The following is a 26,135-nucleotide window of genomic DNA, read 5'->3' as shown; positions in this document are numbered from 1 at the left end:
CGGTGGAACGGATGCGTGTCCACCTCCCGCCGAGCACCACACCGGTGGAACGGATGCGTGTCCACCTCCCGCCGAGCACCACACCGGTGGAACGGATGCGTGTCCACCTCCCGCCGAGCACCGCACCGGTCAGGCTCACACCGGAACTGGCCGAGCCGAAGCTGCCGGTCCAGGTGATCAACGGAGGTCAGGAGTGGTACAGCACTCGCACGACCATCGTGTCGGCCGGCAGGTCCTGCAGGTAGGCGTTGAACCACTGCCGGTAGCCGGGGCCGCCGTACTCGACCCAGCGGCCGCCCAGGGTGAGCATGGCCGGCGTGGGGAGCACCTCGGCGGCCTGTTCCGCGACGTACGCCGCCCGGTCCGCGCCGAACCAGGCGTACGGGTCGCGGGTGAACCGCTCCCTCAGCTCCGGGTCCTCGGCCACGGCCCGCAGCACCGACTCCGAGCCACCGGCGTGGCGGTCGGCGAACCTCCGCCAGTCGTCCCACCGGCGCGCGGCCTCCCTGGCCACCTCGGCCCGGTCGGTGTCCAGGTCGAGCAGCCCGCGCGGCCCTCCGTGGCACCGCGACCGGGGCAGCTCCTCAGGCCGCTCCTTCCATTCGTCGTGCCGGAGGAGGCGGGGGTCGTCCTCGTGCCCGGGCAGGACGGCGAACTCACACCCGGCGCCGGAGATGAACCAGTAGTCCCACTCCCCGACCCAGTCCGGGTGGGGGCTGTCCTCGCGGTTGTAGTCGTACGGCGCCATGGCCCGTCCGATCGCCCGGCGCAGCGACTCGGGGTCGTCCTGGTCGCAGGGCGGGAGACAGACGGTGATGCGCTGCTTGGCCATGGGGTCCCTTGTCCGTGCCGGTCGGTCGGCCAGGAACTTACGGCAGGCAAGGGAAAGGCCGGTGAGGGCACCCCGTCCCCACGGGGCCCTCACCGGCCGGTCTTTTTCAGGAGTGGCGGGTCAGACGCGTACCAGCTCCCGGTCCTCGTCCTCGTTCCTGTCGGTCTGCGCCCGCAGCCCCTCACCCTCCACGTCCACGTTCGGCAGGACGCGGTCCAGCCACTTCGGGAGCCACCAGGCACGACGGCCGAGCAGGGCCAGGACCGCCGGGACGATCGCCATCCGCACGATGAACGCGTCGAAGAAGACCGCGACGGCGAGGCCGAAGCCGATCATCTTGACCATGGACTCGGAGGAGCCGATGAAGCCCGCGAAGACCGCCATCATGATCACGGCGGCGGCCGTGACGACCCTCGCACCGTGCTTGAACCCGGTCACCACCGCCTGGCTCGGCTTCTCGCCATGGACGTACGCCTCGCGCATCCGGGTCACCAGGAAGACTTCGTAGTCCATCGCCAGTCCGAAGACCACGCCGACCATGAAGATCGGCATCATGGACATCACCGGGCCGGTCTCCTCCACGCCCATGAGGTTCGCGAGCCAGCCCCACTGGAAGACCGCGACGACCGCGCCGAGGGCCGCCATCACGCTCAGCAGGAAGCCGAGCGCCGCCTTGAGCGGGACCAGGATGGAGCGGAAGACCACGATCAGGAGGAGGAAGGCGAGGCCCACGACCAGGGCCAGGTACGGCAGCAGCGCGTCGTTCAGCTTCTGCGAGACGTCGATGTTCATCGCCGTCGAGCCGGTGACCAGCACGTCCGCGTCGGTCTCGGCCTTCACCTCCGCGCCCTTGTCGCGGATGGAGTGCACCAGGTCCTCCGTCGTCACCGAGGACGGCTTGGAGTCCGGGATCACCGTGATCGTCGCCGTGTCGCCCGCCTTGTTGGGCGCGGCCGGGGTGACCGTCACGACGTTCTTCAGGCCCTTGATGTCATCGCCGACCTGCTTGAAGACGGCGTCCGCATCGGCGCTGCCCTTGGCGTCGACCACGACCATCAGCGGGCCGTTGAAGCCGGGGCCGAAGCCGTCGGACAGCAGGTCGTAGGCGCGGCGCTGGGTCGTGGACGTCGGCTGCGAACCGTCGTCGGGCAGGCCCAGTTCCAGGGAGGCCGCGGGGATCGCGGCGGCGCCGAGGCCGAGGACGCCCAGGAGGAGGACGGCGATCGGGCGGCGTACGACGAAGCTGGCCCAGCGGGTGCCCAGGTTGGGCTTGGCCGGCGCGGCCGTACCGGAGGCGGCGGCCTTCTTCTCGGCCCGGTTGCCGCCCATCCAGCGGCTCTTCCTGCCGGCGGGCTGGACCTTCCCGCCCGCGTATCCGAGCAGGGCCGGGATCATCGTCAGCGCGATCAGCACCGCGATCACGACGGTGCCCGCCGCGGCGACGCCCATCTTGGTCAGCATCGGGATGTTGACGACCGACAGGCCGACCAGCGCGATCACGACGGTCAGGCCCGCGAAGACCACCGCGGAGCCCGCGGTGCCGACGGCCCGGCCGGCCGCCTCCTCGCGCTCCCGGCCCTCGGCCAGCTCGGCGCGGTAGCGGGAGACGATGAACAGGGCGTAGTCGATGCCGACCGCGAGGCCGATCATCATCGCCAGCGTCGAGGTCGTGGAGCCCAGCTCCAGGGCGCTGGCCAGGGCGGTGATGGTGGAGATGCCGATGCCGACGCCGATCAGGGCGGTCAGCAGCGGAAGCCCGGCCGCGATCAGCGAGCCGAAGGTGATGACGAGGACGACCGCGGCGACGGCGATGCCGATGATCTCCGTGGCACCGGTCTCGGGCGTCGTCTGGAGCGCGTCACCGCCGACCTCCACGGTCAGCCCGGCGTGCCGCGCGTCCTGCGCCGCGTCCTGAAGGGCCTCCCGTGAGGCGTCCTTCAGCTCCATGCCGGAGACCTCGTACTTCACCGACGCGTACGCGATCGTGCCGTCCTTGCTGACGGCGTGCGCGGTGTACGGGTCGGCGACGGAGGCCACCTCGGAGCCGTCGGACAGTTCCTTGACGGTCTCCTCGACGGTCGCCTTGTTGGCGGCGTCCGTCATCTTCTCGCCGTCCGGTGCCTTGAAGACGACCCGGGCCGTCGCACCGTCGGCGCTCATGCCGGGGAAGCGCTGTTCCAGCAGGTCGAAGGCCTTCTGCGCCTCGGTGCCGGGGATCGAGAAGGACGTGTTGCCCGCGGTGGGCGCGCTGGCCGCACCGACACCGGCGAGGGTGAGCAGCGCGACCCATATGAGGGCGACGAAATGCCGTCGCCTGAAGGCGAGCCGGCCGAGCTTGTAGAGAAAGGTGGCCACGAGGGCGACTCCCGGTCAGGTCGTGGGTGGGGGGCCTGTGTCGGAATCCCGGCCGGATCAGCGCACGTCGTTCTGGTGCGTGCGATCGCAAGGCGCCGGAGTGCCCTCGTGGCGGAGCCACGTGGGCGGTTCGGTGACGCGGCGAGCGTGCGTGCCAGACGACGTGCGCCCGGCCGGGGTTCCGACACAGGCCCAGGGCAGGGGTGATCAGCCCGACGACATGAGCGGATACGTCAGGAGGAGGGCTTGCTGAAGGGGACTCGTCAGTGGACGGGAACGCCGAGGGCGGGGAGGACCACGGCGTCGATGTACGAGGCGAGGAAGGCGCTGGTCGGCGGCCTCTCGTCGAGGATCGTGCAGGTGACGAACGCGCCGAGCATCATGTGCACCACGAAGTCCAGCGCCGGGCAGTCCGGACGGACCTCGCCCCGGTCGACCGCGCGTTGCAGCACACGGCGGAACTCCGCGATCTCCGGCTCGATGAGCTGGCTCCGGAACTCCTGGTGGAGGTCCGGGTTCGCATGCATCGCCATGGCCAGCCCACGCATCAACGCGCTGTTCTGTTCCATCTGCGCATCGTCCGCATGCGCCATGACGGCATGGAAGTCACCGCGGAGCGACCCGGTGTCGAGCGCGCCGATGTCCTTGCCCGGCTTGGTGTGCCGGATGGCCTTCACCACCAGCTCGGCCTTGCCGCCCCACTGGCGGTAGAGCGTCGCCTTGCTGGACCGGGTGCGGGCCGCCACGGCGTCCATGGTGAGGGCGTCGTAGCCGACCTCTCGGAGCAGGTCGAGCACGGCCGCGTACAACTCGGCCTCGCGCTCGGGAGTGATACGACTGCGACGCCCCGTTGCGACCTCAGTCATGTCCATCTCCACCTTCCCGCTCCGAACGACACGGTTTCGTACACGACGAATGTAGCGCACCCAGCCATCGAAACGAAACGGTTTCGTTCGTGTCGTGTGTCACGGCGCCTCCCCGCGCCATGAAATGTCACGAGTTGCTCAGGTACGTCCGCGGGAAAAGCATGGGGAGGTGACCTATCTGCGCCTGCCGCACCTTCATGACGACCTGCTGTGCTTCGTGACCGAGGACGACCTGTGGCTGGCCCCCCTCGGTGCCCCGGGCGACACCCCGGGCCGTGCCTGGCGGCTCACGGTGGACCGCAGCAAGATCGGCCACCCCCGCTTCTCCCCCGACGGCCGGCACATCGCGTACACGAGCTGGCGCACTCTGGTCCCCGAGATCCATCTGGTCCCGGTGGACGGCGGCCCGGGCACGCAGCTCACCCACTGGGGCTCGGCGGACACCCGGGTGTGCGGCTTCACCCCGGACGGCGTGATCCTCGCCGTCGCCTCCCACGGCGAGCCCTTCTCGCACTTCACCTGGGCCTACAAGGTCCTCGTCAACGGCGACCCCGGCCGCAAGCTCCCCTGGGGGCCCTGCTCCGACATCCAGGTCGCCGACATCGACGGCGAGCGCAAGACCCTGCTCCTGACCGGCACCCCACCGCACGAACCGGCCTCCTGGAAGCGCTACCGGGGCGGCGCCACCGGCCGCCTCTGGCTGCACGGCGAACGCCTGCTCGCGGACATCGACGGCCACCTCGACTCCCCCCTGTTCGTCGGCGGCCGGATCGCCTTCCTCTCCGACCACGAGGGCGTCGGCAACCTCTACTCCTGCGCCTACGACGGCTCCGACCTGCGCCGGCACACCGACCACGACTCCTTCTACGCCCGGCACGCCGCCGGCGACGGGACCCGGGTGGTGTACCAGTGCGCGGGCGACCTGTGGATCGTGGACGACCTCACCGCGGGCTCGGAGCCGCGCAGGCTCGACGTACGGCTGAGCGGGCCGCGCGCGGGCCGCCGCACCTACCAGGTGCCCGCCGCCCAGCACGTGGACGGCGTCTCCGTGGACGAGACGGGCCGCGCGAGCGCCGTCGTCGTACGCGGCAGCCTGTACTGGCTCACCCACCGGGACGGCCCCGCCCGCACCATCACCGACACCCCGGGCGTACGGGTCCGGCTCCCCGAGATGCTCGGCTCGGTCGGCCAGGTCGCGTATGTGACGGACGCGGAGGGCGAGGACGCGATCGAGATCGCCTACCTGCCCCGGGCGACCGGCGACCACGAACCCCGGCGGCTGGCCTCCGGCGAGGTGGGCCGGGTCCTGGAGATGGTCGCCGACCCGAAGGGCGAGCGCGTCGCCATCGCCTCCCACGACGGACGGCTGCTCCTCCTCGCTGTGTCCGACAATGCGGCTGACGCCGCGGGGACGGAGGACTCCAACGGCGAGGTCACCGAGCTGATCCACTCGGTCAACGGCCCCGTCCGGGACCTCGCGTTCTCCCCGGACGGCACCTGGCTGACGTGGTCGCACCCCGGGATCGGCCGCTCCCTGCGCCAGATCAAGCTGGCCCGTATCTCCCGCATGGGACAAGGGGACACCCTGATCGTCGACGTCACGGACGGTCGCTTCGAGGACGAGAACCCGGTGTTCACGCGAGACGGCCGCTATCTGGCCTTCCTCTCCTGGCGCGGCTTCGACCCGGTGTACGACGTCCACACCGGGGACCTGTCCTTCCCGCTGGGCTGCCGCCCGTACCTGGTCCCCCTCTCCTCGGCCACCCCCTCCCCCTTCGCCCTCACCCCGGAGGGCCGCCCGGCCGCCGGGGGCCTGGACCCGGTGGAGGACGAGGAGGGCGGGGACGCGGGCGCGACGACCGTCGAGGTCGAGGGCCTGGAGAACAGGGTCACCCCCTTCCCGGTCACCGCCTCCAAGTACTCCGCGCTGCATCCGGTCGCGGGCGGCGGACTGGTCTGGCTGCGCTGGCCGATCTCGGGAGCGCTGGGCGAGACGTTCGCCAACCCGGACGACATGACCGGACGGCCGACCCTCGAACACTTCAACATCAGCAAGGCGAAGAAGACCGAACTCGTCGACCATCTGGACTGGTTCGCGGTGAGCGGCGACGGCAGCCGGCTGGTCCTGCTCGACGAGGGCGACCTGCGGGCGGTGCCCGCGAGCGAGTCCGGCGACAGCGACACCACGGTGTGGATCGACGCCCGCCGCATCCTGCACGAGGTGGACCCGGCCGCGGAGTGGAGGCAGTCGTACGCGGAGGCGGGGCGGCTGATCAGGGCGTACTTCTGGGAGCCGGACATGTGCGGCATCGACTGGGACGCGGTGCTCGACCAGTACCGCCCCCTGGTCGAACGCGTCGCCTCCCCCGACGAGTTCGCCGACCTGCTCCGCGAGGTCCTCGGCGAACTCGGCACCTCCCACGCCTACGTCACGGCCGCCCGCCGCAACGAGGGCCCACCGCACTACCAGCGCTGGCAGGGCCTGCTGGGCACCAACTTCGTACGCCGCGAGGAGGGTTGGGTGGTCAAGCGCATCCTGCCCGGCGAGTCGTCCGACTCGAAGGCCCGCTCCCCGCTGGCGGGCACGGGAATCCGCGAGGGCGCGGTCCTCACCCACGTGGACGGCCGCCCCGTGGACCCGGTGACGGGCCCCTACCCCCTGCTGGCCGGCGCGGGCGGCACGACAGTGGAGCTGACCTTCACCCGACCCGTCGCCCACCACGACCCTTCCGAGGAAGGCCCTTCGGTCCCCTCTGATTCCGCGGAGGGCGAAGCGGGCCGGGCCCGCCGCGTGGCGGTGGTGCCCCTGATCGACGAACGCCCCCTGCGCTACCAGGACTGGGTCGCCAAACGCCGTGCCGTCGTACGGGAGTTGAGCGGCGGCCGCTGCGGCTATCTGCACATCCCCGACATGGGCGGCTCGGGCTGGGCCCAGTTCAACCGCGACCTGCGGATGGAGATGTCACGCCCCGCACTGATCGTCGACGTACGCGGCAACGCGGGCGGCCACATCAGCGAGCTGGTGGTGGAGAAGCTGACCCGCACGATCCTGGGCTGGGACCTCACCCGCAACGCCCAGCCGGTGTCGTACGCCTCCAACGCCCCGAGGGGCCCGGTGGTCGCCCTGGCGGACGAGGCGACCTCGTCCGACGGCGACATGATCACTGCGGCCTTCAAGCTCCTCAAGCTCGGCCCGGTCGTCGGCCAGCGCACCTGGGGCGGAGTGGTCGGTATGACCGGCCGCCACCGCCTCGGCGACGGCACGGTGATCACGGTCCCGATGAACGCGGCGTGGTTCGACGCGTACGGCTGGAGCATCGAGAACAAGGGCGTGACCCCGGACCTGGAAATCCTCCGCACCCCCCTGGACTGGGCGGAGGGCCGCCATGCCCAGCTGACGGACGCGGTGGAACTGGCCCTGGAGCTACTGGAATCCAACCCCCCGGCAACGCCCCCGGACTACGCACACGTCCCGGACCGGTCGAGGCCGAAGCTGCCGCCGCGTTCTTGAAGGCGCGTTCCCAAGACGCGCGTTCTTGAAGGCGCGTTCTTAAGAAACGCCTTCTTGAGAGGCGAGCCAGCGGTCGTCCTGGAACTCGGCAGGGATCTCGTCCTCCCAGGGATCGATCCCACGGCGCTCCAGCTCGTCGAACCACCGGTCCCGCTGCGACTCGGGGAGGCGTCGTCCGCACCAGGGACAGAAGTCGATCGTGCTCTTCGACGTGCCGCCGTCATGGATGATCAGCCCGTACTCCTGGAACCTGGCACTGAAGCCGACGAGCGCGTCCGGGCAGGCGAAGGGGTCGTCGTGCTGGTCGCAGCGCGCGTTCACGTGGCTGGTCATCGCCTCGCAGCAGTGACTGGTCATGACCTCGGTTTCTCGTCGATCGGCCGGACGACCAGAAAAACACAAACGCGGGGCACCCCCCAAAATTCAGGGGGCACCCCGCGCTCAGCGCAAAGGACTTACCGGTCGTAGTCCTGGTCGAAGCGCTCCTCGTCCTCACGCGTCCGCCGCTCGGACTCCTCGTCCCGCTGCGGCCGCTGCGGACGACGCTCCGGCTGGCCGGGCTGACCCGGCTGGCCCGGCCGGCGCTGACCCTGCTGCTGCGCACGCTGCTTCAGCTGCTCGGACTTCTCCTGGAACTGGTCCTTCATGCCCATGTGGGTTCACTCCCGTACTGGGTGGGGGGCTGGCCCCTCGCTGGGGCCTCGACCAGATTCACACGGGCGATCACCCCACGCATGTCGATCAGTTACGCCGCGTAGTACGCCCAGTTCGCTCCTGCTCGTCGGCGACGCCGCCCGCCCCGACCAGCCCCGTCCGCATCCCTTCCAGCCGGTCCCCGAACCGCCGCATCTCCCGCTGCCCCACCGTCCCGATGAGCCCCGGCAGGTACCCGCGCACGCCCTGCATGCCGCGCAGCCACCACTGCCCGTACACATGGCTGGACCGCCGCTCGATCCCGGCCACGATCCGGTCGACCGCCGGCCCCAGCGGATAGGTCTTGTTGGACGGCCACGGCAGCCGCTGCCTCAACTCCCGCATGACGTCGTCCTGATCGGCGCCGCGCACCATGTCGGTGTCGGTCCAGGACAGATAACCGACGCCGACCCGCACGCCCTTGTGGCCGACCTCGGCCCGCAGACTGTGCGCGTACGCCTCCACACCCGACTTGGACGCGCAGTACGCCGTCATCATCGGCGCCGGAGTGATCGCCGCGAGCGAGGCGATCTGCAGCAGATATCCCCGGCTCTCCATCAGCACCGGCAGAAACGCCCGCGCGGTCACCGCGGACCCGATGAGGTTGACCTCGATGACCCGCCGCCAGGCCTCCGGGTCGGAGTCGACGAACGGCCCCCCGGTCGCGACACCCGCGTTGGCGACGACGATGTCGACCTTCCCGAACCGCTCCTTGACCTCCCGCGCCACCTGCGCCATCGCCTCGTGATCCGTCACGTCGGCGTACCAGTGGTCGCTGTCGCCGTGCAGCCGCTCGGAGACCTGCTTGAGCGCGTCCGGCTCCAGCCCGACCAGCGCCACGCTCGCCCCGCGCGCGGAGAGCTTGCGCGCGAGCAGCTCACCGACGCCCCGCGCCGCGCCCGTGACGACGGCGACCTGTCCTTCGAGGCTCACCCTGCTCATGCGCCCTCCTTCACCTGTGTGTGCGTCCTGGCCCGCGTGTACGTCATGGCGAGCTCCCGTATTCGCCCGGTCACCAGCTCGGGCGCCTCGACCGGCGTCATGTGCCCGAGGCCGGCCAGCTCGGTGACGCCGAGACAGTCCGGCAGCGCGGCGGCCAGCGCGCGGGCGTGCACCGGCGGGGTCATCCGGTCGGCCGTGCCGACGACCACCGCGGTCGGCACCGACAACTGCCGTACTCCGTGGTCGAGATCGAGCAGGTCGAGCACCTGCGACCAGGCGTAGCGCACCTTGCGCGGGCAGGCGTGCACGATCCGCGCGCACGCCTCGACCATGTGCGGGGCCGAACCGGGGCCCATCGTGGCGTACTTGAGGATCGCCCGGGCGATCGGCGTGACCGGCCCGAGCGGTGCCCGGGAGCCGAGGACGCGCCGGGTCAGCCAGGTGCGCGGCCGGCCCGCCCGCAGGGGTATGACGGTCGACTCGGAGACCAGCCGCGAGGCGCCGGTGCTGCACAGCAGGACGGCGGCGGCGTGCTCGCGCAGGGCCGGGCGCCCGGCGGCGGCCATCACCGTCATGCCGCCCATCGAGTGCCCGGCGATCACGGCCTGCTCGCCGGGTGCGAGGGTGGCCTTCAGTACGGCTTCGAGGTCGTCGGCGAGCGCGTCGGGGCTGCAAGCCGGGCTCGCCGGGCTGCGTCCGTGGCCGCGCTGGTCGTAGGCGATGACCCGGTGGTCGGCGGCCAGTTCGCGGATCTGCGCCGCCCAGAAGGCGGTCGAGCAGGCCCAGCCGTGGGCGAGGACGACGGGGGGCGCGTGCTCGGGCCCGTGCACCTCTATGTGCAGCCGGGCGCCGTCGGCGGACACGGCCGTCAGCTCACGGGCGGGGACGGGAGGGGCGTACGGCCCGGAGGCGACGCTCATGAGGCGGCTCACGCGGTGACCTCCGCGGTCTTGTCGGTGCCGGTCTTGTCAGTGCCGGTCTTGTCAGTGCCGGTCTTGTCAGTGCCGGTCTTGTCAGTGCCGGTCTTGTCAGTCTCGGTCTTGCCGGTCTCGGTCTTGCCGGTCTCGGTCTTGCCGGTCTCGGTCTTGCCGGTCTCGGTCTTGTCGTTGACGGTTTCGACGGAGGCGGCCCGCACGACCGCGTACTCCGCGAGGTCCACACGCCGTGTCGCCCGCCTGAACTCGGTCGTCGTACCGGGCCAGATGGTCGTGTTGCGGCCGGCGGCATCGAGGTACCAGCTGGTGCACCCGCCCGTGTTCCACACCGTCCGCTTCATGCGCTCCTGCACCCGCCGGTTCCAGGCGTGCACCGCGCTGGGCCGCGCGTCGAGGGCGACTCGGCCGCCGAGGACGTTCAACTGCCGTACGAAGTCGGCCATGTAGTTCAGCTGGGACTCGATCATCAGGATCATGGACGAGTTCCCGAGGCCGGTGTTCGGCCCGATGATGGTCATCCAGTTCGGGAACCCGGCGGCGGAGGCACCCCGCAGCGCCTCCATCCCGCCCTTCCACGCCTCGGCGAGCGTCCTGCCCTCCGCGCCCACGACCCGGTCGGCGATCGGCATGTCGGTGACATGGAACCCGGTACCGAAGACGATCGCGTCGACCTCGGCCTCGGTGCCGTCGGCAGCGACGACGGTCGAGCCGCGGATCTCGCTGAGCCCACTCGCGACGACGTCCACATTGGGCTTGGCGATCGCCGGGTAGTACTCGCTGCTCAGCAGGATCCGCTTGCAGCCGATGCGGTAGTCGGGGGTGAGCTTGGCGCGCAGCGCCGGGTCCTTGATGGAACGGCCCATGTTCCGCTTGGCCAGCTGCTCGATGAACCCCAGCTCGCCCGGGTGCTTGGTGAACGCCTGGACCTGCAGCTCCCGCATCCCCCACAGCAGCCCGCGGCGCAGCCGGGTGGTGAAGGGCAGGGCCCGGTGCACGGAGCGCTCGGCGTCGCTGATGGCGCGGTCGATGCGGGGCATGACCCAGGGCGGGGTGCGCTGGAAGAGGGTCAGCCGCTCGACCTCGGGCTGGACGGCGGGCACGATCTGGATGGCGGAGGCGCCGGTGCCGACCATGGCGACGCGCTTGCCGCGCAGGTCGTAGTCGTGGTCCCAGCGGGCGGAGTGGAAGACCTTGCCCGGGAAGGAGTCGAGCCCCGGGATGTCCGGGATCTTGGGGTCGGACAGCGGACCGGTGGCGGAGACGACGAAGTCGGCCGACAGATTCCCCCCACTGGTCTCGATGTCCCAGCACAGCCGCTCGCCGTTCCAGGTCATCCGCTTCACCTCCGAGTCGAAGCGGATGTGCGGCCGCAGCCGGAACACATCGGTCACATGCTCCAGATAGGCGCGGATGTGCTCCTGCCCGGAGAAGGTGCGCGGCCAGTCGGGGTTGGGCGCGAAGGAGAACGAGTACAGATGCGACGGCACATCGCACGCACACCCCGGATAGCTGTTGTCCCGCCACGTGCCGCCGACGCTGTCGGCCCGCTCCAGGACGACGAAGTCGGTGACGCCCTCGCGTCGCAGCCGCACGGCGGCTCCCAGCCCGCCGAACCCCGACCCGACCACCGCGACCCGCACATGTTCGCGTTCGGCCATGCCTCTGCCTCCACACTTGAACACACCTGAACCGGAACCTTGCCAGTATCTACTGGCGCAATGGAGCGTAGAGGAGCTCCGTACCGACCGGTAGGGGTCGAGCGAGGAAAGTTACCCCCAGTACGAATTAAGGTTCCAGGGTGACCGAGAAGCGTGAGTACCGCATGGAGGAACTGGCCCGCCAAGCCGGCATCACGGTGCGCACCCTGCGCTTCTACCGGGAACGCAAGCTGATACCCCCACCCCGCCGCGAGGGCCGTATCGCCTGGTACGACGACCACCACCTGGCCCGCCTGCGCACGATCGCGGCCCTACTGGAGCGCGGCCACACCCTCACCGGCATCGCGGAACTGGCGGAGGCCCTCGACCACGGCCGGGACGTCGCCGACGTGCTCGGCGTCGCCACCCCGACCGAGGAGGAGCCGGTCCGGCTCACCCCCGAGGAACTCGCCGCCCGCTTCGAGGGCCAGGTCACCCCGGAGAACCTCGCCGCCGCCCTGGACCTCGGCTACCTCGGCACCGACGGCGACGAGATCGTCCACGTCAGCCGCCGCCTGCTGGACGTCTCCTCGGCCCTGGTCCGCGAGGGCATCCCGCTCGCGGAGGTCCTGGCCGCGGGCAAGCGGGTCCGCGAGCACGTGGACGACCTGGCGGAGATGTTCGCCGACCTGGTACTCCGCCACACCCACGAGAACGACCTCCAACGCCTGCGCCCCCTGGCCCGGAGCGTGGTGGAGGCAGAACTGTCCCTGGCCCTGGACCGACGGCTGCGCAAGCAGTCGTAGCCGGTCGGGCCACTGGTCCACCCCGGCCAGAAGCCTGTCCCTTCCTGGGTGTCTCGCATTCGATGAACCTTCACTCCATCGAGGCAGATTCCGGGAGACCTTGCACGGAATCACGTTCGCGCTCCGAGAGTGAGATCGAAAAGGCCCCGGCGACTGTGCCACCAGCCCCGGGGTGTGGCCGACACTGCCAAGGAGCGTCAACGTGCCCAAGCGTAATGATCGAGCAACCCTGTGCACTCCCTCTCCCTCGACGTCCGGTGGGCGACGACCGAGGGCCCTTGCCGCGCTGCGTCTCAGTTGCGTCACCAGCGTGACAACCTCGCCAGACCGACAGCGGTCCGTCATCCGGCTCTCGGCCGAGCGGCTCGGCTTCACCTTGATCGCCGAGACGTCGGACCTCGGAGTCTCAGCCCGCCGGACGTCCCCGTTCGAGAGGCCCTCCCTGTCGTCCTGGCTGCACCGGCCTCACGAGTACGAAGTTGTCGTTTGGTCACACGTGGATCGCGCTGTGCGTTCCGTGGCACACATGGCCGAGTTGATCGCATGGGGGCGACAGCACACTCGAACACTCGTGTTCGGCATGCCGGAGGAAGATCACCCGCTCGTCGTGACACCGCAGGCCGACGGCTCGGCCATCCGCCGGTGCATGGACCTCGCTCACGACGCCGAGCAGGAAACCCACGCCATCTCCGCCCGGCTCATCAGCAGTCATGAAGCACTACGCGCAGCCGGTCGCTACGGAGGCGGGCTGATCCCCTTCGGCTACCAGAGGGCGCCGCACCCCTCGGGCCGCGGGTGGTGCCTCACTCCTGATCCCGAGACCGCCACGGTCGTCCGCATGATCGTGGAAGACGTACATGCGGGCCTCTCGTTGACCGCCGTCGCACGCGCACTGAACGACTCGGGTGTGCTGGTGCCGCGTGACCGTCACGCCGAGCTTCAAGGGCGCCCGACAGGTGGCCGCCGCCACGGACGGGACTTCGAACGATTCCGTTGGACCTCAGGAACGCTTTCCAAAGTGCTGCGCAGCCCCTCGCTGATGGGGCACCGGACTCATGGAGGCCAGACCGTTCGCGACACCATCGGCGCCCCGGTGCTGATCGGACAGCCGCTGCTGTCCGACCAGGAGTTTCAGGCGCTGCAACACGTCCTCGATACCCGTTCCAACAACACCTGTCGACCCAGGAGTCGGACGACTGCGCTGCTCACCGGCATCGCACACTGTTCGGGCTGTGATGGACGCATGTACTTCGCAACCCGTAAGAGCCATCCGTACGGCGACTACATGTGCCGAGCAACCGCGCGGGGTGAAGTGTGCCCCGCTCCAGCCGGGATGCGATCCGACTGGCTGGAGGCGTACACGCTCGACCGTTACCGCGCGGCCACGGCGACGGACGCCACCATCTCCCGAGAGCTTCTCCTCGAAAGCGGCGCCCGTGTCGTCGTCGCCAAGGGCCGCTGCGGCGGTGGCCCGGCCCGGCTTGCCGGTCCAGACGCCTCACGCCTGGCCTTCACGCTCGGTGAACACGTCGGGGCGTGTCGGAGCAGCTGAGTTCTGACGGGCCGACCGAGCGGGACATGCCGCGCTCTCTCATCGCCTCGCTCGGTCCGTGTCACATCTCGAAGACCACAGTCACGGGAGCATGGTCCGACCACCGCTCCTCGTGACTGGCCGCCCTTTCCACGACTCCCTTGACGGCCCGTGCCGCGAGGCCGGGGGTCGCCACGGCAAGATCAATCCTCCACCCTGCATCGCTGTCGAAAGCCCGCCCCCGATACGACCACCAGGTATACGGCCCCTCCACATCCGGGTGCAGCTCCCGCACGACGTCGACGTAGCCGCCGTCGGCCGGGTCGAGCACCCGGCCGAGCCAGGAGCGCTCCTCCGGCAGGAACCCGGAGTTCTTGGTGTTGCCGCGCCAGTTCTTCAGGTCGGCCTGCTGGTGGGCGATGTTCCAGTCGCCGCAGACCAGCACCTCACGGCCGTCGGCGGCGGCACGTTCGCGCAGGCCCTTCAGGTAGGCCAGGAACTCGCCCATGAAGCGGACCTTCTCGTCCTGCCGCTCGGTGCCGACCTCGCCGGAGGGGAGATAGAGCGAGGCGACCGTCACACCCGGCAGGTCGGCCTCGACGTAGCGCCCGCTGCCGTCGAACTCACTCGACCCGAAACCGACCTGGATCCGGTCGGGCTCACGGCGGGTGTAGAGCGAGACACCGGCGCGCCCCTTGGCGGCGGCGGGCGCGTGCACGACATGCCATCCGTCGGGCGTCCGCACCTGCTCCGGCAGCTGCTGCGGCTCCGCGCGCACCTCCTGCAGACAGAGCACATCGGCCTCGGTACCGGCGAGCCACTCCACGAAGCCCTTCTTCGCGGCGGCCCGCAGCCCGTTCACATTCACAGAGGTCACAGTGAGCACTCGGGCACCTTACCGGCACACTGGACGGAGTCCGGCTTTGGAACCTCTTGATCTTGAATTGGTATACGGTATCTAGCATGTATATACGCCCGGTCTCCTTCGACCACCCCGACGCCGTCAAGCTGAACGACCAGGTCCAGGCCGAGTACGGCGTCCGCTACGGCGACGGCGGCGACGCCACGGCCATGGACCCGGCGGACTTCGTCCCGCCGAACGGCCTGTACCTGATCGCGTACGACGAGCTCGGCGCCCCCGTGGCCTCCGGCGCCTGGCGCGTCCAGGACGAGAACGGCGAGGGCAACGCGGACGGCGACGCCGAGATCAAGCGGATGTACGTCGTCGAGCAGATGCGCGGCCGGGGCCTGGCGCGCCGCATCCTGGCCACGCTGGAGGAGGACGCCCGGGCGGCGGGCCGCATCCGCATGGTGCTGGAGACCGGCTCCAAGCAGCCGGAGGCGGTGGCGCTGTATCTGTCCAGCGGATACGAGCCGTGCGAGAAGTTCGGCTACTACCGCCACCACGAACTGAGCCTGTGCTACGCGAAGGCGCTCTGAGCGGTCACTTCCGGACCGCGTTGATGCGATACAGGTCCCGCACACAGAGGTTGAGGACGACCGCGACGACGACGAGCCCGGCACACGCCACCAGCACCGTCCGGTCGTCCCACAGCCCGGCCGCGAGGGCGGTCAGCAGATAGCCGAGCGGAATCGCCAGCCGCTCGCCCACACTGTTGAACGCGCTCATCCGCCCCAACTCCCCGTGCGGCACATGCTGCTGAAAGGCGGTCGTCCAGGTGACGATCGCCACGTCCAGCCCGACCCCCGCGAGCAGCGTGGCCAACAGCACCCAGGGCAGCGGCAGTCCCCCTCCCATGACGAGCAACGGCGCGGCGAGGGGCACACCGGCCACGACGGCCACGACCAGCAGCCGGTACGGCCGCCAGCGCAGGCACACCACCGTCCCGGCCAGCAGCCCGGCCGAGAACGCCCCCTGCACCAGCCCCCAGTCACGCGCTCCCGCGTACCGCTCCGCCGCGACGACGGGCCCCAGCAGCTGGAACCCGGCCAGCCACGCGGCGACCAGCACGGTCCCGGCCGCCGTATAGGTCCACAGCCAGGTCCGCGACCAGAAGCCCGCCCAGCCCTCGCGCAGATCGGTCAGCACGCCGGTGACGGCGACGGGCGCGTCCAGGCGCAGCCCGAGCAGCAGCAGGGCGGCCACGGCGAAGGAGAGTGCGTCCCAGGCCAGCGCCCAGGCCGGGCCACTGACCGCGACGACGACTCCGCCGACGGCCGGGGCGAGCACCTTGACCACGTTGACCGGCAGCCTGAGCAGGGTGTTGGCCTGCTGCAGCTGCTCCGCGGGCACGATCTGGGCGACGGCCCCCTGGGTGGCGGGCACGGTGAAGGCCACCGCCGTACCGGAGATGAACCCGCAGACCGCGATGGAGGTGGTCGTCGCCTGGCCGGTGCCGACGACGACCGCCAGCGCCCCCTGCGCGACGGCCGCCAGCAGGTTGCCGAGGAAGAGCAGCCGGCTGCGGGACATACGGTCCGCGAGCACGCCGCCCATGAGGAGGAAGACGACGGTGGGAACGGTGTTCGTGGCGAGCACCACACCGAGGGCCCCGGCCCCGCCGCCCTGCTCGATCACGGAGTAGGCGAGCGCGAGCGGCGCCATCGCGGATCCGGTGGCGGATATCAGACTGGCGGTCACAAACCGCCGGAAGGCCACGTTCCGTAGCGGCGCCACGCCCTTCAACAGATGCCGCCCCTCGGACAAAACAAAGATCCCGCCCGATCAACCGATCGGACGGGATCTCGCCAACTCCCCAAGTTCCCTTGAAAAGTCGTTGCGGTGGACCTGAGGGGATTTGAACCCCTGGCCCCCTCGATGCGAACGAGGTGCGCTACCGGACTGCGCCACAGGCCCTTGCAACGAGTGAAACTTTAGCACCCCGATCGGCCTGCTCGGAAATCCGTTCCTGGTCGGCCGCCCGGCCCGCCTCCAGGGAGGCGGGCTGCTACTCGTTGGCCGCGCGCGGCCGGTCGCCGTCCTCGTACTGGTCGAACAACGGCGTACGGCCCCGCTCCCGCGCCCGGCGAGCGGAAGCGGCCCGGCGGGCGTCGCTACGACCGCTGCCCTCGCCCTTCTCCTCGCCGTGCGCCGTATCCGGCGACTGAGCGCCCCGCGCGGCACCGTCCCCGGCGTCGGCACCCGCGTCCCGGTCCCGCCCGACGGCGCTCGACCGGGCCGAGCTCCAGGTGTCCGGCGCCCCGAGATCCACGTCGGAGGTGGCCCGCGGCGCGACCGGCGCGGTCACATACGTCGGCAAGGGCACCGGGACCGGATCCCAGCTGTCCCCGTGCCCGGGCCGCCGCTGCCGCTCACGCTGCTGGTCGACCCACTCGGCGTGGTCGGTCTGCTCGACGAGGGCGCGCCGGTCCGCGGCGAGCGCGGACATCCCGGTGCCGGTGCCTGGTTCGGCCCCCTCGTCGGACTCGTCGACGCCGTCAGCGCCGTCGGCGGCGCCGCGCCGGCGCGACTGACGGGCGTGCTCGCGCACCCGCTGGGCGGCCACCTCGGCCTGGCGCCGGTCCATCTGGTACGCGAAGCGGCGGCGCTCCTGGGTGCGCAGATACGCGATGTATCCGCTGAGGAGCACGGCCGGGACCCCGGGCGCCCACAGGAACGCGAGCCCGCCGACGGCGGCGACGATCGCGCCGAGCGTGAAGGCGAGGAAGAGGACGACGGTGGTACGCCTGCGCCGTGCCAGCACCTTCGAACGCCGGGCGCGTGCCGCGGCCGCCTCGTCCGAGGGGGCGCGCCGGGCGGCGGGAACGCGCGCGCGTGCCTTGCGCGCCGGGCCCGTCGGGGCGGAGCCCGGTTCGGGTGCGGACGCGCTGCCGCGTTCGGGTGCCGGCCTGGACGCCTGTTCAGACGTCGGTTCCGGGCGTCCCGGCGGCTGTGCCTGGACCGTCGCCTGGGTCTGCGGACGGGTCGGGGGTACGGCAAAGGCCCGGACGTCCACCGACTCGGTGACATCGCCCGGGTCATCGGCGCTGGGCTCCCCCTCGTCGGTGGAGCGCGCACGCTGGTCCTTGGCGTACCGACGCTCCATCCCCGCCCGTCCGGACAGCAACCGGATGGCTGTGCTGAAGCGTTCCGTCGGACGGGCCTCGTTCAGCTCGTCCTGCCTACGGAGCCACATCGGCACCAAGTAGGCGGCCCAGGCCCCGACAATGACTGCGTAGATGAGGCCGCTGCTGCTCACGCCTCACACGGTAGAGGGGTTTGCTTGAGGCCATCTGCCAATTGAGCCGGTGTGTCGCACGATCTGGCTGATATTTCGAACTTTTTTTGTGACCGATGCGATCAGCAGCCCGCTCGGGCGCGAATTTAATGCCCTGAGCCGGTCATCCGGCGATCAATTTCGAACACTTATTCAATTTCCGAGCGGCTCAGGGGGCGACTTCCGGGCTACGCGGGATTCCCCTGCGGGTTCTGCCGGGTGTTCTGCGGCTTCGAGTGCGGCGTCTTCTGGGAGCGTGCCCGCTGCCACCGGCTCAGCAACCCCTCCGGCACCTCTTCCGCCGTCAGCGCGAAGACGAGATGGTCCCGCCAGGCTCCGTCGATGTGGAGATATCGCGGACGCAGCCCCTCCTCACGGAATCCGAGTTTCTCCACGACCCGGCGGCTGGGCCCGTTCTCGGGGCGAATGCAGACCTCGATGCGGTGCAGACCCACGGTCCGGAAACAGTGGTCCACGACGAGCGCCACGGCCGTCGGCATCACCCCGCGGCCCGCCACCGCCTCGTCCACCCAGTAGCCGACGTGGCCCGAGCACATCGAACCCCAGGTGATCCCGGCGACCGTCAACTGCCCGACCAGCCGCCCCTGGTACTCGATGACGAACGGCAGCATCCGGCCCGCGTTCGCCTCGGAGCGCAGATGCCGGACCATCTGGCGGTAGGTCGGCCGGTGCGCGATCGGCCCGCTGGGCGTGGGCGGCGGAATCGTCGCCTCCCACGGCCGCAGCCAGTCCCGGTTGCGCCGGTTGACCTCGCGCCAGGCCCGCTGGTCGCGCATCTTTATCGGCCTCAGGACGATGTCGCCGTCCCTCAGCACGACGGGCCAGGATGGGGTGTTCAGCTCGCACCCCCGCTGCTGGGTCTGGGGTGGTCGCCGCCGCGGATCTGGTCGACGGCGTGGATCAGGAGGGGCTCCAGGACGGCCAGCCCGTCCTTCACCCCGCCGCTGGAGCCGGGCAGGTTCACGATCAGCGTGCTTCCCGCCACGCCGGCCAGCCCCCGGGACAGTGCCGCGGTCGGCACCTTCTGCCGGCCGAACGCCCGGATGGCCTCCGCGATGCCCGGCACCTCGTGGTCGATCACCTCACGGGTCGCCTCGGGGGTGCGGTCGGTGGGCGAGATTCCGGTGCCGCCGGTGGTGACGATGACGTCGTACCCGGCGTCGACACCGGCGCGCAGGGCGGCGGTGACCGGGTCGCCGTCGGGCACGACCTGCGGGCCCTCGACGTCGAAGCCGAAGCCCTTGAGGCCATGGGCGATCAACGGGCCACCCTTGTCCTCGTAGACCCCGGCGGCGGCCCGGTTGGAGGCCGTGACCACGAGTGCGCGATACGTCATGCCCGGCTCCAGTCGCCCGACTTGCCGCCCGTCTTCTCCTCGACCCTTACGTCCGTGATGACCGCTCCCTTGTCGACCGCCTTCACCATGTCGATCACGGTGAGCGCGGCGACGGAGACCGCGGTGAGGGCCTCCATCTCGACGCCCGTGCGGTCCGTGGTCTTCACGGTGGCCAGGATCTCCACGGCGTCGTCCGCGACCGACAGATCCAGTTTCACACCGGACACCGACAACGGGTGACAGAGCGGGATCAGGTCCGGGGTGCGCTTGGCGCCCATGATGCCCGCGATGCGCGCGGTGGCGAGGGCGTCGCCCTTGGGAACACCCTCGCCACGCAGCAGCTCCACCACGCGGGGCGAGACGAGGACGCGTCCGCTGGCGCGGGCCGTGCGCGCGGTGACGTCCTTTTCGGAGACGTCGACCATGCGGGCCGCGCCCGCGTCGTCGATGTGCGTGAGTCGGCCCTGCGTGGGTCGGTCCTGCGCAGCGGGTCCGGGGGTCTCCCCCCGGGAAGGCACAGTCATGATCGTGTGGCGCTCCCGGTCCGGGCCCGTCGCGGTGCGGCGCACGGGCCGTGTGTGCGCGACACGGTACCGCCAACCAGGGCCGCTCAGCCGAGCAGGACCACCTCGACCTCGGCGCCGGGCTCGACGCTCTCCACGTCCTCGGGGACGACGATCAGCGCGTCCGCCTGCGCGAGGGCCGCGATGAGGTGGGACCCGGCACCGCCGACCGGCCGGACCTCGCCCTCCGTGTACGTCCCGCGTAGGAACTGTCTGCGTCCCTTCGGCGAGGTCAGCGCCTTGTCGGTGGTCAGCGTCGCGGTCGTGCGGGGCCGGTGGACGTCCTCCAGGCCCATCAGCGTGCGGATCGCGGGGCGCACGAACATCTCGAAGGAGACGTACGACGACACCGGGTTGCCCGGGAGGGCGAGCAGCGGGGTGTGGTCGGGGCCGATGGAGCCGAAGCCCTGGGGCTTGCCCGGCTGCATGGCGAGCTTGCGGAAGTCGATGCCGCTGCCGGCCTCGTCCTCGTCGGCCACGTGGGACAGGGCTTCCTTGACGACGTCGTACGCCCCGACGCTCACGCCGCCCGTGGTGACCATCAGGTCGGCGCGGACGAGCTGGTCCTCGATGGTGGAACGGAGCGTCTCGGCGTCGTCGGCGACGGCGCCCACGCGGTAGGCGATGGCGCCGGCGTCGCGGGCGGCCGCGGTGAGGGAGAAGCTGTTGGAGTCGTAGATCTGGCCGCTGCCCAGGGCCTCGCCGGGCTGGACGAGTTCGCTGCCGGTGGACATCACGACCACGCGCGGGCGCGGGCGGACGCGTACCGTGCCGCGGCCGATGGCGGCGAGCAGGGCGATCTGCGACGGCCCGAGGACCGTGCCGGCCTGGAGCGCCCGGTCGCCGGCCTTCACGTCGCTGCCCATCGCGCGTACGTGCGCGCGTGCCTCGGCCGGCCGGTGGACCTGCACCTCGCCGCCGGCGCCCTCGGGGGCGAGGCTGCGGGCGCGCATGCCGGTCGCCGGGCCCTCGCCGAGGCCTCCGTCGGTCCATTCCACCGGGACGACGGCCTCGGCCCCGGGCGGCAGGGGTGCGCCGGTCATGATGCGGGCGGCCTGGCCGGGGCCCACGTGGAGCAGTTCGGCCTGGCCCGCCGCGACGTCCCCGACGACCTCCAGGACGGCGGGGAACTCCTCGCTCGCGCCCGCGACATCCGCGACCCGCACCGCGTACCCGTCCATGGAGCTGTTGTCGAACGGCGGCAGGGAGACCTGCACCGTGACGTCGTCGACCAGGACACAGCCCTGGGCGTCGAGCAGTTGCAGCTCGATGGGTTCGAGGGGGCGGACGGTCGTGAGGATGTCCTCCAGGTGTTCGTCCACCGACCAGAGGTGGTCCTGGTCGGCGGGGCGCGGCGCGGCGGTGCTCAAATCCCTACATCTCCTCGGCTACGTAACTGCGAAGCCAGGTCCGGAAGTCCGGGCCCAGGTCTTCACGTTCGCACGCGAGTCTGACAATGGCACGCAGGTAGTCGCCACGGTCGCCGGTGTCATAGCGGCGGCCCTTGAAGACGACGCCGTGCACCGGGCCGCCGACCTTCTCGTCCTGCGAGAGCTGCTGGAGGGCGTCGGTGAGCTGGATCTCGCCGCCGCGGCCCGGCTCGGTCTTGCGCAGTATGTCGAAGATGGCCGGGTCCAGGACGTAGCGGCCGATGATCGCGTAGTTCGACGGGGCGTCCGCGGCGGCGGGCTTCTCGACCAGGTCGTGGACCTTGACGACGTCGCCGTCCTCGGTGGGGTCGACGGCCGCACAGCCGTAGAGGTGGATCTGCTCGGGCGCGACCTCCATCAGCGCGATGACGCTGCCGCCGCGCTGCTCCTGCACCTCGACCATCCGCTTGAGCAGCGGGTCGCGCGGGTCGATCAGGTCGTCGCCGAGGAGGACGGCGAAGGGCTCGTGGCCGACGTGCGGGGCGGCGCACAGGACGGCGTGGCCGAGGCCCCTGGGGTCGCCCTGGCGGACGTAGTGCATGGTGGCGAGGTCGCTGGACTCCTGCACCTTCGCGAGCCGGCTGGCGTCGCCCTTCTTCTGAAGAGCGGATTCCAGCTCGTAGTTGCGGTCGAAGTGGTCCTCAAGGGGGCGCTTGTTGCGGCCGGTGATCATGAGGACGTCGTCGAGACCGGCGGACACGGCCTCTTCGACCACGTACTGGATCGCCGGCTTGTCGACGACCGGCAGCATCTCCTTGGGAGTGGCTTTGGTGGCCGGCAGGAAGCGGGTACCGAGACCCGCTGCGGGGATGACAGCCTTGCTGATCCGAGGGTGGGACTGAGTCATGCCCGCCACCTTATCCGGTGCCTTTGTAAGGAATCTGAGGCTCCGGTTATTTGGCTCTCTTATGAGCACATTGGGAACGGAACGGGAGCGACCCATGAGTCACGCCGGACGTGCGGCCGAGCCTGACAAGCGAATGTTGCGGCGAGAGCTCCTCGCGGTAAGGGGCAGGTTGACGGCGGATGACGTGCGGGCGTCCGCGACCGCGCTGGCCGGGCGGGCACTGGAGCTGCCCGAACTGGCGCGGGCGCGCACGGTGGCGGCGTACGTCTCCGTCGGCGGCGAGCCCGGCACGCTCGCGCTGCTGGACGCGCTGCGCGCGCGTGGCGTGCGCGTCCTGCTCCCCGCGCTGCTGCCCGACAACGACCTCGACTGGGGCGCGTACACCGGCGGGGACTCCCTCGCGCGCGTCCAACACGGCGGAAAGATGGCCCTCTTCGAGCCCGCCGGGGAGCGCCTCGGCCCGGGCGCCGTGACCGAGGCGGACGTCGTGCTGCTGCCGGGTCTGGCGGTCGACGCGCGCGGGATGCGGCTGGGGCGCGGCGGGGGGTCGTACGACCGTGTCCTGGCACGTCTGGAACGCGCGCGGGCCCATCCGGCGCTCGTGGTGCTGCTGTACGACTCCGAGGTCGTCGAGCGCGTCCCCGAGGAGCCGCACGACCGTCCGGTGCACGCGGTGGTGACGCCGTCGGGTGTGCGGCGGTTCGGCTGAGGAACGCGGAAGCGGCCTCCACGCGTGCGTGGAGGCCGCTTCCGTCAGAAGCCCGGGGTCAGGGCTTGAGGACGAGCGTGTCGCTCGTACCGTCGTCGACCGACTTCTTCGAGAAGGACCAGTCGAGCAGTTCGCCGTCGGCCCATTTGTCCGTCTGGTCGGTGTAGTGGGCGTTGTAGGCGTGCCCGGAGGCGCCGGTGAGGTTGATCCACTTCGACTTGTCGAGGTCGCCGAGGTTCACCACCATCCGCATCGACGGCACCCAGACGACGCCGTAACCGCCCGCCGCGTTCCAGCCGGTGGCGTTGACGGTGGCCTCGCCGCCGCTGAGCTTCCAGGGGCCGCGGTTGAGGACGTACTGGAGGAAGCCGGGCCCCTCGGTGCCGAGGGTCTGGTTCTTCAGGAACAGGCGGTGCAGCCGGCCCCAGCTCCAGGTGTCGATGTCCTTGCCGAGCTTGGCGGTCAGCTCCCAGCGGGCGTCGATCATCGCGCGCTTGAACAGCCCGTCGCGGTCGGTGGCGCCGGGGCGGGTGCCCGACCTCGGCGTGGTCCACCAGTCGCTCTTGCGGTCGTCCATCAGGCTGCGCACGACCTCGAACCAGCGGTCGCCGCCGTCCGGCTGCGCCTGGTCGGCGTCGCGCTCACCGCACTCGCGCACCTTGTCGGTCTGGTCCGCGGGGCCGGTGGTGTTGACGGGGTCGACCCACAGGCACTGGCCCTTGACCCGCAGCTCCTTGGGCAGTTTGTTGCCGAAGGCGAGCTTGAGGATGTTGCGCCAGACGGAGTTGAAGTAGGCGGCCGCCGCCGAGTCGGCGTCCTGGGTGTAGTCCCAGCCCTCCAGGAGTTCCTGCGCGTCCCGGACGTCCTGGTCTTCGATGTCGATCTTCAGCAGCTGGGGCACGAGCAGCTTGGCGATCTCGCTGCTGTTGTCGAGCTGCATCTGACGCATGTCGTCGGTGGAGATCTTGCCGCCGTCGTCGATCTTCGACTGGATCAGGTCGGTGATGCGCTGGCTGCGGGTCCCGTAGCCCCAGTCCGTGGTGAGCGTGTAGGGGTACTTGGCCTTGTCGATCACGGCCTGGTTGGCGGTGACGATGTAGCCGCGGGACGGGTCGTACTCGTAGGGCAGCTCGTCGTCGTCGATGTAGCCGGTCCAGCGAGACTTGGAGTCCCAGCCCGGCGCCGGGACGGAGCCGTCGTAGCCCTTCGCGCGCGTGGGGATCTTTCCGGGCAGCGTGTAGCCGATGTGGCCCTCGGTGTCGGCGTAGACCAGGTTCTGCGAGGGCACGTCGAACAGGGTCGCCGCCTTGCGGAAGTCGCTCCAGTCGGACGCCCTGTCCATGGCGAAGACGGCGTCCATGGAGGTGCCCGGGTCCAGCGCGGTCCAGCGCAGCGAGATGCCGTAGCCGTCGCCGCGGTCGGGGGCGGCGGTGTCGACGGTGGCCTTCTTGCCGACCTTCACCAGCTCGGAGCTGCGGTCGGACAGCAGGGGGCCGTTGTCGGTCTCGCGGACGACGATCTTCTTGGCGGTGCCGCCGGCGACCTTGATGGTCTCCTCGCGCGTCTTGAAGGGCACCGTCCTGCCGTCGGACAGGTAGCCGTCGCCGGAGAGCTTCTCCAGGTAGAGGTCGGTGACGTCGACGCCGGAGTTGGTCATGCCCCAGGAGATGTTCTGGTTGTGGCCGATGACCACGCCGGGCATGCCCGCGAAGGTGTAGCCGCTGGCGTCGTACTGGCACTTGCTGGAGACCGCGCGGCAGTGCAGGCCCATCTGGTACCAGACGGACGGCAGCGAGGCCGACAGGTGCGGGTCGTTGGCCAGCAGCGGCTTGCCGGTGATGGTGTACTTCCCGGCCACCACCCAGGAGTTGGAGCCGATGCCGTTGCCGTTCACGCCGACGGCCGTGGGGAGGTCGTCCAGGACGTTCTGCAGGCCCGCCAGCTGGCTCTGCAGGCCCGCGGCGGTGCCGGACGAGGAGGACGTGCCCGCGGTGCCCGCCGTGCCGCCCGTGGAGGAGCCCGCGGCGGACGAGGAGCCCGCCGGGCCGAACGTCTTGGTGGTCGCGTCGTACCGGCCGGCCTGGACGATCGCCTTGTTACGGCTGTACGGGTACTGCGGGTAGAGGTCCGCGATCTCCTTGGGGCCGAGGCGGCTGGTCATCAGGGCGCGGTCGATCTCGTCCTGCATGTTGCCGCGCAGGTCCCAGGCCATCGCCTTGAGCCAGGCGATCGAGTCGACCGGGGTCCACTGCTCGGGCTTGTAGTCGTTGGTGAAGCCGAGGGCGGCGTACTCCAGGGAGATGTCCTTGCCCTCCTTGCCGTCCAGATAGGCGTTGACGCCCTTCGCGTAGGCCTGGAGGTACTTCTTGGTGGACGCCGACAGCGTCTTGTCGTACTCCTCCTGCGCGATCCGGCCCCAGCCCAGGGTGCGCAGGAACTCGTCGTTGTCGACCTGGCCCTGGCCGAACATCTCCGACAGGCGCCCGGACGTCATGTGACGGCGTACGTCCATCTCGTAGAACCGGTCCTGCGCCTGGACGTAGCCCTGCGCCATGAACAGGTCCTCGTCGGAGGAGGCGTAGACCTGCGGGATGCCGTAACCGTCGCGCTTGACGTCGACCGGACCGGACAGGCCCGCGAGCGTGAGCGAGCCCTCGGTCTGCGGGAAGGAGGCGCGGACGGTGCTGATGGACCAGTAGGCACCGCCGGTGACGCCTGCGATCAGGCCCAGTACCAGCACGAGCAGGAGCAGACGGGCTTTGCGCCCCTTCTTCCTGCCGGACTTGCCGGGCTGCTGACCCGTGGAGGCGGTGGTATTCGGGGGCATCGCTGTCCTTGCTGTCCTAACGCGAGCGGCAGGGCTGGCTGTCCTTTTGAATGAGCGCTGGAGCAACCATAGGCGCAGGGCCTGGCCCCACTTGACGCGGAGTGGTGAACCAGCAC

At 70.5% G+C, this 26,135-nt stretch carries 22 protein-coding genes and 1 tRNA gene; 5 read left to right on the top strand and 18 right to left on the bottom strand.

The features are described from left to right. Nucleotides 1–187 precede the first annotated feature (187 nt). From POF73_RS39630 to POF73_RS39620, 3 genes are all read right to left on the bottom strand, one after another. The gene (locus tag POF73_RS39630; protein ID WP_272124225.1) at nt 188–832 is read right to left on the bottom strand and encodes a hypothetical protein; all 645 of its coding nucleotides are present in this window, start codon (nt 830–832) and stop codon (nt 188–190) included. Between the two features lie 120 nt (nt 833–952). Continuing rightward, the gene (locus POF73_RS39625) at nt 953–3,187 is read right to left on the bottom strand and encodes an MMPL family transporter (RefSeq protein ID WP_272124224.1); all 2,235 of its coding nucleotides are present in this window, start codon (nt 3,185–3,187) and stop codon (nt 953–955) included. A 263-nt stretch (nt 3,188–3,450) separates the two neighbouring features. After that, nucleotides 3,451–4,053, bottom strand: coding sequence for a TetR/AcrR family transcriptional regulator (locus POF73_RS39620; RefSeq protein WP_272124223.1), 603 nt, complete (start codon nt 4,051–4,053; stop codon nt 3,451–3,453). 169 nt (nt 4,054–4,222) lie between these two features. On the opposite strand from POF73_RS39620, the gene POF73_RS39615 reads away from it, so the two are divergent. Continuing rightward, the gene (locus tag POF73_RS39615) at nt 4,223–7,564 is read left to right on the top strand and encodes a S41 family peptidase (RefSeq protein WP_272124222.1); all 3,342 of its coding nucleotides are present in this window, start codon (nt 4,223–4,225) and stop codon (nt 7,562–7,564) included. Between the two features lie 39 nt (nt 7,565–7,603). Here the strand turns inward: POF73_RS39615 and POF73_RS39610 are convergent, their stop codons facing one another. The 5 genes from POF73_RS39610 to POF73_RS39590 all read right to left on the bottom strand — a co-directional run bounded on the left by POF73_RS39610 (nt 7,604) and on the right by POF73_RS39590 (nt 11,792). Next, the gene (locus POF73_RS39610) at nt 7,604–7,921 is read right to left on the bottom strand and encodes a DUF6980 family protein (RefSeq protein WP_272124221.1); all 318 of its coding nucleotides are present in this window, start codon (nt 7,919–7,921) and stop codon (nt 7,604–7,606) included. A gap of 98 nt (nt 7,922–8,019) precedes the next feature. Beyond that, complete coding sequence (locus POF73_RS39605) at nt 8,020–8,217, bottom strand: hypothetical protein (protein ID WP_272124220.1); 198 nt, start codon at nt 8,215–8,217, stop codon at nt 8,020–8,022. An 88-nt stretch (nt 8,218–8,305) separates the two neighbouring features. Then, a complete protein-coding gene (locus tag POF73_RS39600; RefSeq protein ID WP_272124219.1) occupies nt 8,306–9,199 on the bottom strand; it encodes an SDR family oxidoreductase in 894 nt (297 codons plus the stop codon). Next, nucleotides 9,196–10,131 carry an alpha/beta fold hydrolase gene (locus tag POF73_RS39595; protein WP_272124218.1) on the bottom strand — a complete coding sequence of 312 codons (936 nt, stop codon included), beginning with the start codon at nt 10,129–10,131 and terminating at the stop codon, nt 9,196–9,198. Before POF73_RS39595 ends, POF73_RS39600 begins: the two co-directional genes overlap by 4 nt. Continuing rightward, nucleotides 10,128–11,792 (bottom strand): flavin-containing monooxygenase, encoded by a 1,665-nt coding sequence (locus POF73_RS39590; RefSeq protein ID WP_272124217.1) that lies wholly within the window; start codon nt 11,790–11,792, stop codon nt 10,128–10,130. Before POF73_RS39590 ends, POF73_RS39595 begins: the two co-directional genes overlap by 4 nt. A 140-nt stretch (nt 11,793–11,932) precedes the next feature. On the opposite strand from POF73_RS39590, the gene POF73_RS39585 reads away from it, so the two are divergent. Both POF73_RS39585 and POF73_RS39580 read left to right on the top strand, forming a co-directional pair. Next, nucleotides 11,933–12,577 (top strand): MerR family transcriptional regulator, encoded by a 645-nt coding sequence (locus POF73_RS39585; protein ID WP_272124216.1) that lies wholly within the window; start codon nt 11,933–11,935, stop codon nt 12,575–12,577. Nucleotides 12,578–12,749: 172 nt separating this feature from the next. Next, complete coding sequence (locus tag POF73_RS39580) at nt 12,750–14,129, top strand: recombinase family protein (protein WP_334313656.1); 1,380 nt, start codon at nt 12,750–12,752, stop codon at nt 14,127–14,129. 61 nt (nt 14,130–14,190) lie between these two features. On the opposite strand, the gene POF73_RS39575 is transcribed toward POF73_RS39580, so the two are convergent. Next, nucleotides 14,191–14,994: an exodeoxyribonuclease III gene (locus POF73_RS39575; protein ID WP_272124215.1), complete on the bottom strand. Its 804-nt coding sequence runs from the start codon at nt 14,992–14,994 to the stop codon at nt 14,191–14,193. Nucleotides 14,995–15,071: 77 nt separating this feature from the next. Between POF73_RS39575 and POF73_RS39570 the strand changes: the two genes are divergently transcribed. Beyond that, entirely contained in the window at nt 15,072–15,548 is a 477-nt protein-coding gene (locus POF73_RS39570; protein WP_272124214.1) for a GNAT family N-acetyltransferase, read from the top strand. A 4-nt stretch (nt 15,549–15,552) separates the two neighbouring features. Here POF73_RS39570 and POF73_RS39565 read toward each other — a convergent pair whose 3' ends face one another. From POF73_RS39565 to galU, 8 genes are all read right to left on the bottom strand, one after another. Next, on the bottom strand, nt 15,553–16,710 hold the full coding sequence (locus POF73_RS39565) for an MFS transporter (RefSeq protein ID WP_443049719.1): 1,158 nt from the start codon (nt 16,708–16,710) through the stop codon (nt 15,553–15,555). 142 nt (nt 16,711–16,852) lie between these two features. Beyond that, a tRNA-Ala gene (locus POF73_RS39560) sits at nt 16,853–16,926 on the bottom strand. Nucleotides 16,927–17,017: 91 nt separating this feature from the next. Then, nucleotides 17,018–18,268, bottom strand: coding sequence for a divisome protein SepX/GlpR (sepX, locus tag POF73_RS39555; RefSeq protein ID WP_272124212.1), 1,251 nt, complete (start codon nt 18,266–18,268; stop codon nt 17,018–17,020). Nucleotides 18,269–18,474: 206 nt separating this feature from the next. Beyond that, nucleotides 18,475–19,122: a GNAT family N-acetyltransferase gene (locus tag POF73_RS39550; protein WP_272124211.1), complete on the bottom strand. Its 648-nt coding sequence runs from the start codon at nt 19,120–19,122 to the stop codon at nt 18,475–18,477. Nucleotides 19,123–19,142: 20 nt separating this feature from the next. Next, nucleotides 19,143–19,643, bottom strand: coding sequence for a MogA/MoaB family molybdenum cofactor biosynthesis protein (locus POF73_RS39545; RefSeq protein ID WP_272124209.1), 501 nt, complete (start codon nt 19,641–19,643; stop codon nt 19,143–19,145). After that, nucleotides 19,640–20,167, bottom strand: a complete 528-nt coding sequence (gene moaC / locus POF73_RS39540; protein WP_272124208.1) for a cyclic pyranopterin monophosphate synthase MoaC — start codon at nt 20,165–20,167, stop codon at nt 19,640–19,642. Before moaC ends, POF73_RS39545 begins: the two co-directional genes overlap by 4 nt. Nucleotides 20,168–20,253: 86 nt before the next feature. Further along, nucleotides 20,254–21,576 (bottom strand): molybdotransferase-like divisome protein Glp, encoded by a 1,323-nt coding sequence (gene glp / locus POF73_RS39535; RefSeq protein WP_272124207.1) that lies wholly within the window; start codon nt 21,574–21,576, stop codon nt 20,254–20,256. 4 nt (nt 21,577–21,580) lie between these two features. Continuing rightward, nucleotides 21,581–22,483 (bottom strand): UTP--glucose-1-phosphate uridylyltransferase GalU, encoded by a 903-nt coding sequence (gene galU, locus POF73_RS39530; protein ID WP_272124206.1) that lies wholly within the window; start codon nt 22,481–22,483, stop codon nt 21,581–21,583. Nucleotides 22,484–22,577: 94 nt separating this feature from the next. Here galU and POF73_RS39525 point away from each other — a divergent pair, with 94 nt between their 5' ends. After that, nucleotides 22,578–23,192 carry a 5-formyltetrahydrofolate cyclo-ligase gene (locus tag POF73_RS39525; protein WP_272124205.1) on the top strand — a complete coding sequence of 205 codons (615 nt, stop codon included), beginning with the start codon at nt 22,578–22,580 and terminating at the stop codon, nt 23,190–23,192. Nucleotides 23,193–23,250: 58 nt separating this feature from the next. Here the strand turns inward: POF73_RS39525 and POF73_RS39520 are convergent, their stop codons facing one another. Then, on the bottom strand, nt 23,251–26,019 hold the full coding sequence (locus POF73_RS39520) for a penicillin acylase family protein (protein WP_272124204.1): 2,769 nt from the start codon (nt 26,017–26,019) through the stop codon (nt 23,251–23,253). Nucleotides 26,020–26,135: the final 116 nt, after the last annotated feature.

This window comes from Streptomyces sp. HD (assembly GCF_028369295.1).
Lineage (GTDB): Bacteria > Actinomycetota > Actinomycetes > Streptomycetales > Streptomycetaceae > Streptomyces.
The sequence above is the reverse complement of the archived record's forward strand: the minus strand, read 5'-3'. Positions and strand labels throughout refer to the sequence as shown.